Genomic DNA, 11,657 nt, shown 5'->3' with positions numbered 1-11,657 from the left:
CTCTGATAAGCCATCAACGAGCAAATTTCTTGAGCAGGAAATCCATGAAAGTCGAGCTTTCCGGAAACTGGGTCTTTTCCGCCTCAAGGTTCTCGACCAAACGGTCAGAGCGCCCGGTCTTGCCGTAGAGCATGGCAAGGTGGGCCTGGAATCCGGGCGGCAGCGCCCGGCCTTTGGCCAGCGCCTGTTCGCGCTCAGCTTCGAGAGCCTGGATTTGCTCCTCGGGGCCTTTGTCGCCTTTGAAATGACCGTAAACCTCGGTTTGATAGCCGCCCCAGTAGTAAAGGGGTTGTTGTCGGGTAACGCAGCCGGCGAGTGCCGACATCGAGATTGCGGCGACGACGCAGAGTCGAACTTTTGTTAAGGATGTCATGATCAGTCTCCGCAGCCTTACTTGGCAGGCTGCCAGGCCCCTGCTTCGACACCGGTCACCAGCGTATCGACGGCTTCGCGAATGGCCAGATCAAGCACTTTGCCATTCAACGTCGAGTCATAACTGGCGGTGCCGCCAAAGCCGATGATTTCGCGATTCGACAGGCTGTATTCACCGGCCCCCTGGGCGGAATAGACGACCTCGGAGGTTTGGACATCAACCACGTTCAGCGCGACCTTGGCATAGGCGATCTGCTGCTTGCCACGCCCAAGAATCCCGAACAACTGGTGATCGCCGACTTCCTTGCGGCCGAACTCGGTCACGTCGCCCGTGATCACGTAGTGAGCGCCTTTCAGCGTTTGGCTGCTCTTGCTCAGTGCCGCCTCTTGCTTGATCTCGGACATGTTTTCGCGGTCCAGGACGTTGAAGCGATTGGTTTGTTGCAGGTGCGTAATCAGGATCGTTTTGGCCTGACTGCCAAGACGATCGACGCCATCGGTAAAAATGCCGCGCATGAAGCTCGAGCGGTTATCGAATTTGCCAACGGAAATCGGATTGCGCTGGCCGGTATAAGCGCGACTGGCGGATACCGACTTGGCAACCGGCAGGCTGCGAGAGTCTTCGGTCGCGCAGCCGGCCAGGTTACCCGTCAGGCCGGCGACGATCGCCATCGTCATGATCGTTTTGTTCATTTTTACACCCAGTATGGAATGGTTGCGATGCAAATCGACGCGGATTCTATCACCTTGATTGCCACTCATTTGCCCGCCCGGCGGTCATCTTGAGCAATTCACGGGAAAACCGCGGCAGCTCGTTGAATTCAATGTGAATACCCATTTCCGATGTTTCACGGACTGCCACCCCCGAGACTCCGGGCGATATTTATTGCCCGCGAAGGAAAGGCAGAGGATGTAGGCTAGCGGGCCTGGTAGCGGACCCCGCGCCAGGCTGGAGTCGGCTTGACCTCAGGCGTGCCGCCATCGTAGCGCAGCAATTTGCCACCGCCCGGCGTTGTCTCAAACTTGATTCTTAGCGTCTGTGGCTCATCGCCGGCCACGATAAAGTTGTTTTGTCCGGTTTCCCGGGCGTAACGTTGTGCGTACTCGTCTTCTTTCAGGCGCTTGATGCACCAAAGGCTTTCCCACCGGAATCCCTCGCGGAAGAGGCCGGTACACATGTAGGCCCAGGCACCCCGAAAACGTTGTTCGCTGGTATTGATCGGCGGACTGTCGGCAAGGAAAGCGTTTTCAAACGATGCAACGCTCTTCATCGAGCGCATCTGGCGCTGAATTTCGGCCTTGTGATACCAGGCTTTTCCGCTGTCCGGGAGCTGACGCAGCCATTCATCCACCGTGCGTTTCAAGGCCGGGGCGTTGCCCGTTTGCACGTATGCATCGACCCGCTGCAGGTATTCCTCATCGGAAATTCGGGTGCCTGTTTTGAGGTGGCGGTCCAGCCAACCGGGATGGCTGTCGGCGAGATGCGTCAAGGCATTTCCCTTGTTCAGTTCGAGCATCGTCGCGGCAAGCCGTTGAAAGCCCCGCGGATCGAACCCGGCTTTTGCGGCAATTGAAATCCCGACATCGTCAGCCTCGTCCTCATGGGCCCGGCTGTAAGACATCAGCTGGGTGGTCGCCCACTGGACGATTTGCGTCTTCTGATCCGGGCTGACATATCCCCGCCCGATATCCTTCCGAATCTTGCTCTCAAGGCTTTTCAACGCATTGATTTTCTGGGCCTTGTGGCCGCCCAGGATATGCGCGTACTCATGCCCCAACAACGCTCCCAAGGCATCGGCATCATCGGCCGTGGCTTCGAGGATGCCGATGGTTATAAAGACATCGTTGCCGTCGGTGTAGGCGTTGTAATCCGGTGAAAGCAGCAACTGGAGACTGGGGCTGACATTCGCCGCGTTTCGGATGCGCCGATTGACGTCGATCAAGTTCCTCAGCATACGGATCTTGGTTTTCATCTCGCTTCCGTCCGTGCCGGCCTTCGCCCTTTGTTCGAGATTCGCCAGGGCATCGCCAGCGCGCACGATCTGGAGTTCGCCAGCATGCACGGCAACGACGCTGGCCAATGAACAGGCAATAACAATCAACACCCGCCGGATATGCATAAACCTTAGTCCTTGCTATGAACAGACTGCGGCACTTTATCAGCAAAGCATGGCCAGATATTCCATACAGATGCCCGCCCCGGCACACCCGACTATGCGTTGTTGGAAAAAAACGGCAACAGCGCCTTGGCCGCCTCGATTCGGTGACGAGGGCTGGCCGACGAATCGTTCATCACGGCCAGCAGGAAGCTCTGCGGATCGCTGTAATGGTTGCCGACATTACGCAGTGAATTCAGGTGGCCCGCGTCAGGACTGCGCGGGCTGGCCGCTTCGTCCGGCTGATTTGCTGATTGCTCAAGGGAAGACAGGTCGGTAGCGTCCGATTCGGCCGGCGCCAGCAGAATGCCGAGCGCCCGCTGGAAATCGGCGACCTTGATGCTTGCCAGGCCGGCCAGGATGCTCGCCTGCCGGTCCATATTCGGCGCCATTTCCAGCCCGGGCTCTTCGATGAACATGCCGCCCAGGCTCGGGTCGATGAATGCCGACCATTTGCCGGTCACCGTGTGCCGGGCCGGCGCCAGATTGATCACGGCTGGCGCGATGTCATTGGGCAGATCGGCCGCCGGACGGAATTGACGATGGTTCAGCGGAATATCGGCCAGATATTTGCGGCCGAGGGCATCGAGAAAGCTCTGGACCTCTGCCACCGCCACCGGCTCGGCCAGCGAGAACCACAGCCGAAAACCCTTGCGCCCGGAAACCGCGATGGCCGGGGCCGGCAAATCCAGTTCATCCTGGACCGCCTGATAGAGATTTGCCACCTCGCCCCAATCGCCCGGCTTGTCGAAGACGACGACCATGGCCCGGGCCATCCCATCCGGGCTGACCAGTTGGAGCGCCACCGTTTTTTCGCCGGCCAGGCTTGCCGCGACGATTTCCGGCGTCAATGCGCCGGCGGCGGAATACGCCGGGTTGCCGCTGGCGTCGGCATGCTGACTGTGCCATTGCTGGTCGTCGAGAAAATAAAGCCGCTGCAGCTCGGTAATCAGTTTGCTCATGCATCACCCAAAGAGAAGGTCCGGAAGCGTTGGTGGCGCTTGCCAAGCAAATGCCACCAACCTGAGCTTACCTCAGACTCCGCGCTGCCACCTTCCCATACGCCGCCGGTCAGCCCGCCAGCACGCTGCCCGGACCGCTCTGCCTGGCCCACGGCGCCGGCTTGCGCACCGCGGCCCAGACCGGGCTTTCCATCGACAGCGCCAGCTGGCGGGCCAGTTCGACCATGCCGGTATAGCCGGCGTAGCCGAATTCGCGCTCCTGATTGATGTCGAGGAAGGGAATACGGGCCTTCAGGGCGGTGTAGAGGTTACGGCCGCCGGCGATCAGGATGTCGGCCTGGTACTCGTGATAGGTCGACAACAAGGCTTTCGGACTGCCGTCGTCGATCATCTTGGTATCCTCGCCCATCAGTTCGCGGATGCGCGCCTTGTCTTCCTCGGTCGATTTCTTGGTGCCGGTGGCCACCACTTTCATGCCGAGATCCTGCAGCGCGGAGACGATGGACCATGATTTGACGCCGCCGGTATAGAGCAGCACGCGCTTGTCCTTGAGGCGAACGCGCCAGGGTTCGAGGGCGGCGTGCGACCTCGCTTCCTCGCGGGCGATGACCGCCTCGGTGCGGGCCGTCAGGTCCGGATCGCCGATCAGCCGGGCGAAATCGCGCAGCGCGTTGGAAACATCCTGGACGCCGTAGAAACTGCCTTCGAAAAACGGAATGCCGAAATTGTCTTCCATCTTGCGCGCCACGTTGAGCAGCGCCTTGGCGCAAACCACCATATTCACCTTGGCGCGGTGCATGGTCTGCACTTCATGGAAGCGGGCATCGCCGGACAGGGTGCACAGGATGCGCAGGCCGAGTTCGTCGAACAGCGGCGCGACATGCCAGAACTCGCCGGCGATGTTGTATTCGCCGATCAGATTGACGTCGTAGGTCGGCAGACCGTCGGCGCGCGGCGCGGCAGGAGCTGGCTCGGCGGTACCGATGACGTGCTTGAACATGGCCTCGCCGGCCAGCCGGTTGCCGAGATTCTTGGTGCCGTAGAAGCCTGCGGCATCGACCGGCACCACCGGAATGCCGGCCCGCTCGCTGGCCGCCTTGCAGACGGCCTCGACATCGTCGCCGACCAGCGCAGTGACGCAGGTGTTATAGACGAAGACCGCCGTCGGCGCATAGCTGTCGATGGCCTGCTTGATGGCATGGAACAGCCGCTTCTCGCCGCGCCCCATCACCACATCGGTTTCCGACAGGTCGGTGGTCATGCCGATGCGGTACAGCGTCACGCCGGATGAACGGGTGCCGCGGTTGTCCCACGACGAGCCGGCACAGGCGATCGGCCCGTGCACGATGTGGGCGACGTCGGCAATCGGCAGCAGCGCGATCTGCGCGCCGTCGAAGGAACAACCGCCGGCCGTGGCGCCCGGCTTGGGCTTGGCGCAACCGGACTTTTCCTTCTTGTTGTGGCTACAGGCTGGCTCATCGAGCAAGGCCTGGATTTCGCTGGCTTTCATGCTGATCTCCCGAGGTCTGAACAGCATTTAGCAAGACGGGTGCCACCTTCAATTCATTGTTTTATATAACTTATCTACGGCTCAATATTGTCTCGAACACGACAAGCCACCGATCTTGCGACAAAAGCGGGGCAATGTTCGGTCAAGGGCTTGTCGAAGCTTGCCGCAAGGCTCTACAGTAAAAGCAAGGGGGATTTACCAACTTGTCATTGTTTCGCGAAAGGAAACAGAAATGCGCAGCGTATTGTTACCGGTTGACGGCTCCCGTCACGCCTTTGAAGCGGCTCTTTACGTGATCGGCTTTGCCCGGACGCACGGCGCGCCAGCCGTCCATGTCGTCACCGTCGAACCGGCGCCGGCCGCCTGGCAAACCCACGGCATGGAATCGGAAGAAATCCAGAGCCTGCTCTCGGCCCGGGCGCACAGTGCGATGAAGCCGGTAGTGAACGCGCTGAACGAAGCGGGGATTGCCCACCGCACTTACGTCAAGCTCGGCGACCCCGCGGAAACCATCGCCGCGCTGGCCGAAGAGCTCGGCTGCGACACCATCGTCATGGGCACCCGCGGCATCGGCGGCCTGGCCGCCCTGGCCCTCGGCTCGGTAACGCGCAAGGTGCTGCATCTGGCGACGGTGCCGGTGGTCTGCGTCAAGGCCAGCGGCGACTGAGACCTGGACCATCGTCGCCCCGGCGGCACTACCCGGCGGCGAATCGCCGCTTACTTTTCGACGAACGCCCGCTCGATCACGTAATCGCCCATTTCGCCGATATGCGGCGAAATCTTGAAGCCGTGCGCGTCGAGCATGGCCGAGGTGTCCTTCAGCATGGCCGGACTGCCACAGATCATGCCGCGGTCGTGCTCGGGATCGAGTGGCGGTTCGCCGATATCGGCGAAGAACTTTCCGGAATGGATCAGATCGGTCAACCGGCCTTCGTTGCGGAAAGGCTCGCGGGTGACGGTCGGGTAATAGATCAGCTTCTCGCGCACCCAGTCGCCGAAGAATTCGTGATCCGAAAGTTCTTCCTCGATGTAGTCGTGATAGGCCAGTTCATTGGTCCAGCGCACGCCGTGGATCAGGATCACCTTGTCGAAACGTTCGTAGGTTTCCGGTTCGTGGATCAGGCTCATGAACGGCGCCAGCCCGGTGCCGGTGGCGAACATGAACAGCCGCTTGCCCGGCTTGAGGTCGCGTAGGACCAGCGTCCCGGTCGGCTTGCGGCTGATCAGCACCGGGTCGCCGACCTGCAAATGCTGCAGGCGCGAAGTCAGCGGGCCGTTTTCGACCTTGATGCTGAAGAATTCCAGATGCTCTTCGTGACTGGCGCTGGCGATGCTGTAGGCCCGAGTCAGCGGCCGGCCATCGACTTCGAGACCGATCATGACAAATTGACCGCTGACGAAACGCAGGCTCTGGCTGCGCGTGCAACGGAAGGTAAACAAGGTGTCGTTCCAGTGGTGAACGGACAGGACGGTCTCGGTGCTATAGGCGCTCATAAAGGTAGTTCAGTCAGGTTAAAAATAATCAGGGTTGAAAACGGTAGCCGATGCCAATTTCAGTCAGGATATGGCGCGGCTGGGCAGGATGGATTTCGATCTTCTGGCGCAAATGGCCAACATAAACGCGGAGATATTCGTGGTTATCGGCGGCCTGGCCACCCCAGACCTGGACCAGCAACTGGCGATGCGTCAGGACCCGTCCCGGGTTGCCGGCCATTGCCAGGAGCAGGCGATATTCGATCTGGGAAAGCTTGATCGGCTGACCGGCCTTGCTCACCGTGCGGCCGACGCAGTCGATGATGAAATCGCCGAACTCGATGATCGGATTGCTCTCCAGGCGCTGAACCGGCGCCCGGCGCAGCAAGGCGCGAACGCGGGCAAGCAATTCGGGAACGCCAAACGGTTTGGTCAGATAGTCATCGGCCCCGCTATCGAGCGCCTCGACCTTGCCTTTCTCGTCGGCCCGGGCCGAAACGATCAGGATGGGCACCGTGGACCAGCCCCGAAAATCGCGGATGAATTCGCTGCCGTCGCGATCGGGCAAGCCGAGATCGAGCATTACCAGATGCGGCTTGTGCCTTGCCGCCTCGCTGGCGCCCCAGCCGGCCGTGCCGGCCTCGAAGACGCGATAGCCCTCGGCTTCCAGGGCCGAGGACACGAACTCGCGTATCCGCTTGTCGTCTTCGATCAACAGAATCCGTTCCGGCTCGCTCATGCCTCGTCCTCCAGTGCCAGACAGGGCGCCTGGCCAAGCGGCAGGCGGAGATGAAAGCAACTGCCGCCGCCTTCGCGCCGGTTCGCCGTCAATCTGCCGTGGTGCGCTTCGGCGATATTCTTGACGATCGCCAGCCCGAGTCCGGCGCCGGGAACGCTTGATTCGGCATGGCCGCGCTGGAAAAGCCCGAACAAGGCTTCGACATTCTCGGTCGGTAAGCCCTCCCCCCGGTCGCCGACGGCGATATCGAGCTCATCGCCGAGCCGCCGGATAGCCAGTTCGACCGGGCTGTCGGCAGGCGAGTACTTGATCGCGTTCTCGAGAAGATTCCACAGCGCCCGCTCGATCAACACCGCGTCGATCAGCACAGGGGGCAGATCCGGGTCAATGCTCAGGCCGATCTGCCGGGCCTCGGCGATCGACTTGATCTGCTGCAGCGTCACCCCGACCACCTCCTCGATCGGTTGCCAGGCCAGGTTCAGTTCGACGCCGCCCGATTGCAGACGGGCCATGTCGAGCAGATTATTGACGAACTGGAAGATCGATTGCGCCTGCTCGCGCAAGCCGGACAACAGGGCATGCTGCTTTTCCGGCGGCAGCATCGGCGCCAGCATCAGGGTGTCCGCCGTGCCGACCAGGGCGGTCAGCGGAGTCCGCATGTCATGCGACAACGAAGAAAGGATGGTGTTGCGCAAGGTCGCGGCGGCATGCCGCAGTTCGACTTCCTGAGCGACCTCGGCGTAATGCGTTCGCTCCAGCGCGACCGCGATCAGCGACCCGACGGTCTCCAGAAACTCCCGCTGAGACTGGGTTTCCAACTGGCTGGCAGCGACCTCGAAGCAAATCACCCCATGCCCGGACTCGGCTGTCAGCAGCGGCAATAATGCAACGACGTTGGCGGCGACGGCGGTCGGCCGGGTCAGCAATTGCCGGCGCTCCCGGCAGGCTTGAATCAGGGCGGCATCGGCCAAGACATTGGCGGCCGAATGCACCTGCTCCGGCCCGATCAGGTGGGCGTGCCGGGCAGCAAAGTTTCGTTCGAGAAAGCGCAAGCTGGTTTCGAGTACCGCTTCGCTCGAGCGCGTCGCGGTCAGTTGCCGGGCGAACTCGTAAAGCGCCTTGTTCTGCGCTGCCTGAGCCTCGACCACTTCGCTGTGGCTGCGCAGATTGGCCGTAACGTGGCCAACCAGCAATGCCACCACCAGCATGATGACCGCCGACAGCAGATACTGGACCTCCGTGATCGCCAGCGAAAAATGCGGCGGCACAAAGACATAGGCAAAAACGAGGGAACCAAAAACTGCCGCAAAAATGGCGACGCCCCGACCGTAGCGGACCCCGTTCAGAACCACGGCCAGAACGTAGAGCAGCGCGACATTCGAAAGATCGAGCACGCCGCGCAGCGGCGTCGTCAGCAGCGTTCCCGCCAGGACGTACAGCGTCGCGGCGAGATATCCCCGGATCGATCGTCGTTTGCCGATCAATCGAGAGAAGGCCACGTCTTCCTCGCTGCTGCTGTATTCATGGGGCACCCCAAACCGGAATGTTCCGATGCTAGTGGATGCGATATAAAAGCGCCGTAAAAAATTGGCGGCACCAAAAAAACGCCGCCCGCCGTTGCTTCGGCGGACGGCGTTAGCCATCGCTGGCCGGCCTAGCCGGCCGGATCTATCAGCCTGTTGCTCAGTGCGCCACGGCCTCGCCGACGACCGGCGCGACAACGGCCTTGTGCGGTGCCTGGGGGTGCCAGCCGAGGACCGCCAGCATGAAGAAGAAGCCGACGACGTAAGCAAGCGTCACATGCCAGCCATGCTTCAGCCACTGGGCAGCCGACTTGGCCTCCGGGAACATGCTGGACAAGGCAACGCCGGCCGATGAGCCAAACCACAACAGCGACCCGCCGAAGCCGACGGCATAGGCCAGGAAGCCCCAGTCGAAACCACCCTGGCGTAGCGCCAGGGCCGTCAGCGGGATATTGTCGAAGACCGCGGAAACGAAACCCAGCGTCAGCGCGGACTGCCAGGAGGCGGCCGGGAGTGCTTCGACCGGCATCATCGAGGCGCAGGTGACCAGCGACAGCAGGAAGACGGAACCCTTGACGGCATCCGGCAGCAGCTCCCAGTCGTGGCGCCGCACCGGGATGGTCAGGATGATCGCAACCCAGACCGCAGCACCGATGAAGGGAAAGCTGTCGGCCAACACCGGAAATTTGATGTTGATGGTGACATTGGTGACGATCGCAAACGCCAGCATCAGGAAGACGATGAAAATGCGCCCCCAATCGACATGCGTATTGGCATGCGCATGTTTGATCATCGGCGAATAGGCATGCTGCTGCTTGGCAGCGAAGTAGGCGGTAATCAACAAGGCGACGCCGGCGGCGACATAGGCATGGAGAACTGCCGCGGGGCTGATGCCGTCGATCCACATCATCGTCGTCGTCGTATCGCCGACCACCGAACCCGAACCGCCGGCATTGGAAGCGGCGACGATGGCGGCCAGGAAACCGATATGGACCTTGGCCTTGAACAATTGATGAGCCATGGCACCGCCGATCAACGCCGCCGCGATATTGTCGAGAAAACTCGAAATCACGAAGACCATGACCAGCAAGACGAAACCGCCCTTCCAGTCATCCGGCAGGAACTTGGGCAGGACAACCGGCACATGGCTCTTCTCGAAGTGCCGGGCGAGCAGCGCGAAGCCGGTGAGCAGGCAAAACAGATTGGCCAGCGTCACCCACTCATGGCCGAGATGGCCGGCAAAGCCGGCGACGCCGACCCCGGTCTTGAAGCCGGTGACGATGATCTTGTACAGGCTGATCGTCGCCAGACCGGTCAGCGCCACGTAGAGCGTGGCGTTGTGGAACAGCGCGACGCCGAGCAAGGTCAGCGCGAACAGGATGAATTCCACCGGAATTCCACCCAGCGTCGGCAAATCGCCGGCGGCAAAGGCGGAAACGGGGAACAGGACCAGCAGGGACAACAAACGATACATGACTGTTCTCTCGTTGAAATATTTTTGAGTGCGACATTCTACGTGCCCCCAGTCACCCAACGAGAGAATCGCAGCCTTAGCCCATCGTCTTCAAATGCTGGATGATCTCGCCGGCCATCGGTTGGGCGTCGCCGTAGAGCATGCGGCAATTGTCGGTGTAGAACAGGGCATTCTCAACCCCGGAATAACCCGTACCCTTGCCGCGCTTGATCACGATGACGTTGTGCGCCTGATCGGCATTGAGGATCGGCATGCCGTAGATCGGGCTGGCCTTGTCGGTGCGGGCGCTCGGATTGACCACGTCGTTGGCGCCGATGATCAGCGCGACGTCGGCCTGGCCGAACTCGCCGTTGATTTCCTCGAGATCGAAGATCTTGTCGTAGGGCACGCCGGCCTCGGCCAAGAGCACGTTCATGTGGCCCGGCATGCGCCCGGCCACCGGGTGGATGGCGAACTTCACCTCGACCCCGGCTTCCTCGAGGATCGAAGTCATTTCCCAGACCTTGTGCTGGGCATGCGCCACCGCCATGCCGTAACCGGGCACGATGATGACCTTGCCGGCGTAGCGCATCAGCGCCGCGGCATCGAGGGCGGAGAGTTCCTTCATCGTCCCTTCGATCGCTTCGCCACCGCCACTCGCCACCATCGGGGTGAACAGGATGTTGGAGATCGGCCGGTTCATCGCTTTGGCCATCAGCTGGGTGAGCAGCGTGCCGGCCGCGCCGACGACGATGCCGGCAATGATCAGCGCCGGGTTGCCGAGGACGTAGCCCTCGAAGCCGACGGCCAGGCCGGTAAAGGCATTGAACAGCGAGATCACCACCGGCATGTCGGCGCCGCCGATCGGCAGCGTGACGATCAGGCCGAGGACCAGCGCGACGGCGAAGAAGATGTAGATCAGCTCGGGGTTGGCCGGAGCCAGCGCGATCATCGCCGCGCCGAGGCCGAGGGCACTGAGGGCGAGGACGACATTGACGACGTTCTGGGCCGGCAGCCGGTAGGCTTTCTTCATCAGGCCCTGCAGCTTGGCGTAAGCGACACAGGAGCCGGTGAAGGAGACCGAGCCGATCAGCGCGCCGAGCACGGCCAGCGTCGTGGCGACCGGGCTATGGACGTCGCCCTTGGCGAACTCGATGGCGGCAATCGCCGCCGCCGCCCCGCCGCCCATGCCGTTGTAGATGGCGACCATCTGCGGCATGTCGGTCATCTTGACCCGCTGGCCGGAAATCCAGGCGGCCGAAGCGCCGAGACCGAGGGCCAGGGCCATCAGCGCGAGGTTCTGCAGGCCGGGCACGAGGAAGGTGCCGGCGATGGCGACGAGCATGCCGTAGCCGGCCCAGACGATGCCTTTCCGGGCACTGGCCGGGGAACTCATGCCTTTCAGGCCGAGGATGAAGAGCAGTGCGCCGACAAACCAGGCGCCTTGGACGTAGATCGGGAGCGTCATG

At 61.6% G+C, this 11,657-nt stretch carries 11 protein-coding genes; 1 reads left to right on the top strand and 10 read right to left on the bottom strand.

Features of this window, described 5'->3' with window-relative positions; genetic code table 11:
• Positions 1-13 precede the first annotated feature (13 nt).
• From ACLIKD_RS05065 to nifE, 5 genes are all read right to left on the bottom strand, one after another.
• Positions 14-373, bottom strand: a complete 360-nt coding sequence (locus tag ACLIKD_RS05065; protein ID WP_428827424.1) for a DUF4810 domain-containing protein — start codon at positions 371-373, stop codon at positions 14-16.
• Positions 374-390: 17 nt separating this feature from the next.
• Positions 391-1,065, bottom strand: a complete 675-nt coding sequence (locus ACLIKD_RS05060) for a CsgG/HfaB family protein (RefSeq protein ID WP_428827423.1) — start codon at positions 1,063-1,065, stop codon at positions 391-393.
• Positions 1,066-1,289: 224 nt separating this feature from the next.
• Complete coding sequence (locus ACLIKD_RS05055; protein WP_428827422.1) at positions 1,290-2,492, bottom strand: M48 family metalloprotease; 1,203 nt, start codon at positions 2,490-2,492, stop codon at positions 1,290-1,292.
• A 92-nt stretch (positions 2,493-2,584) separates the two neighbouring features.
• The gene (locus ACLIKD_RS05050; protein ID WP_428827421.1) at positions 2,585-3,490 is read right to left on the bottom strand and encodes a hypothetical protein; all 906 of its coding nucleotides are present in this window, start codon (positions 3,488-3,490) and stop codon (positions 2,585-2,587) included.
• Between the two features lie 109 nt (positions 3,491-3,599).
• The gene (nifE, locus tag ACLIKD_RS05045; RefSeq protein ID WP_428827420.1) at positions 3,600-5,000 is read right to left on the bottom strand and encodes a nitrogenase iron-molybdenum cofactor biosynthesis protein NifE; all 1,401 of its coding nucleotides are present in this window, start codon (positions 4,998-5,000) and stop codon (positions 3,600-3,602) included.
• A gap of 232 nt (positions 5,001-5,232) precedes the next feature.
• Between nifE and ACLIKD_RS05040 the strand changes: the two genes are divergently transcribed.
• Positions 5,233-5,667 (top strand): universal stress protein, encoded by a 435-nt coding sequence (locus tag ACLIKD_RS05040; protein ID WP_428827419.1) that lies wholly within the window; start codon positions 5,233-5,235, stop codon positions 5,665-5,667.
• Positions 5,668-5,717: 50 nt separating this feature from the next.
• Here the strand turns inward: ACLIKD_RS05040 and ACLIKD_RS05035 are convergent, their stop codons facing one another.
• From ACLIKD_RS05035 to ACLIKD_RS05015, 5 genes are all read right to left on the bottom strand, one after another.
• Positions 5,718-6,494, bottom strand: a complete 777-nt coding sequence (locus tag ACLIKD_RS05035) for a ferredoxin--NADP reductase (protein WP_428827418.1) — start codon at positions 6,492-6,494, stop codon at positions 5,718-5,720.
• A gap of 28 nt (positions 6,495-6,522) precedes the next feature.
• Positions 6,523-7,212 (bottom strand): response regulator, encoded by a 690-nt coding sequence (locus ACLIKD_RS05030; RefSeq protein ID WP_226419211.1) that lies wholly within the window; start codon positions 7,210-7,212, stop codon positions 6,523-6,525.
• Positions 7,209-8,744: an ATP-binding protein gene (locus ACLIKD_RS05025; RefSeq protein WP_428827417.1), complete on the bottom strand. Its 1,536-nt coding sequence runs from the start codon at positions 8,742-8,744 to the stop codon at positions 7,209-7,211. Before ACLIKD_RS05025 ends, ACLIKD_RS05030 begins: the two co-directional genes overlap by 4 nt.
• A gap of 151 nt (positions 8,745-8,895) precedes the next feature.
• Positions 8,896-10,209 (bottom strand): citrate transporter, encoded by a 1,314-nt coding sequence (locus tag ACLIKD_RS05020; protein WP_226419209.1) that lies wholly within the window; start codon positions 10,207-10,209, stop codon positions 8,896-8,898.
• A 76-nt stretch (positions 10,210-10,285) separates the two neighbouring features.
• Positions 10,286-11,656: an NAD(P)(+) transhydrogenase (Re/Si-specific) subunit beta gene (locus tag ACLIKD_RS05015; RefSeq protein ID WP_428827416.1), complete on the bottom strand. Its 1,371-nt coding sequence runs from the start codon at positions 11,654-11,656 to the stop codon at positions 10,286-10,288.
• Between the last annotated feature and the right edge of the window lies 1 nt (position 11,657).

This window comes from Azonexus sp. IMCC34842 (genome assembly GCF_050368855.1).
GTDB lineage: Bacteria > Pseudomonadota > Gammaproteobacteria > Burkholderiales > Rhodocyclaceae > Azonexus > Azonexus denitrificans_A.
The sequence above is the reverse complement of the archived record's forward strand: the minus strand, read 5'-3'. Positions and strand labels throughout refer to the sequence as shown.

Excerpts from the sequence above, each read along its gene's own strand:
- ACLIKD_RS05065 (WP_428827424.1), bottom strand. The coding sequence starts at position 373 with ATGACATCCTTAACAAAAGTTCGACTCTGCGTCGTCGCCGCAATCTCG.
- ACLIKD_RS05060 (WP_428827423.1), bottom strand. The coding sequence starts at position 1,065 with ATGAACAAAACGATCATGACGATGGCGATCGTCGCCGGCCTGACGGGT.
- ACLIKD_RS05055 (WP_428827422.1), bottom strand. The coding sequence starts at position 2,492 with ATGCATATCCGGCGGGTGTTGATTGTTATTGCCTGTTCATTGGCCAGC.
- ACLIKD_RS05050 (WP_428827421.1), bottom strand. The coding sequence starts at position 3,490 with ATGAGCAAACTGATTACCGAGCTGCAGCGGCTTTATTTTCTCGACGAC.
- nifE (WP_428827420.1), bottom strand. The coding sequence starts at position 5,000 with ATGAAAGCCAGCGAAATCCAGGCCTTGCTCGATGAGCCAGCCTGTAGC.
- ACLIKD_RS05040 (WP_428827419.1), top strand. The coding sequence starts at position 5,233 with ATGCGCAGCGTATTGTTACCGGTTGACGGCTCCCGTCACGCCTTTGAA.
- ACLIKD_RS05035 (WP_428827418.1), bottom strand. The coding sequence starts at position 6,494 with ATGAGCGCCTATAGCACCGAGACCGTCCTGTCCGTTCACCACTGGAAC.
- ACLIKD_RS05030 (WP_226419211.1), bottom strand. The coding sequence starts at position 7,212 with ATGAGCGAGCCGGAACGGATTCTGTTGATCGAAGACGACAAGCGGATA.
- ACLIKD_RS05020 (WP_226419209.1), bottom strand. The coding sequence starts at position 10,209 with ATGTATCGTTTGTTGTCCCTGCTGGTCCTGTTCCCCGTTTCCGCCTTT.
- ACLIKD_RS05015 (WP_428827416.1), bottom strand. The coding sequence starts at position 11,656 with ATGACGCTCCCGATCTACGTCCAAGGCGCCTGGTTTGTCGGCGCACTG.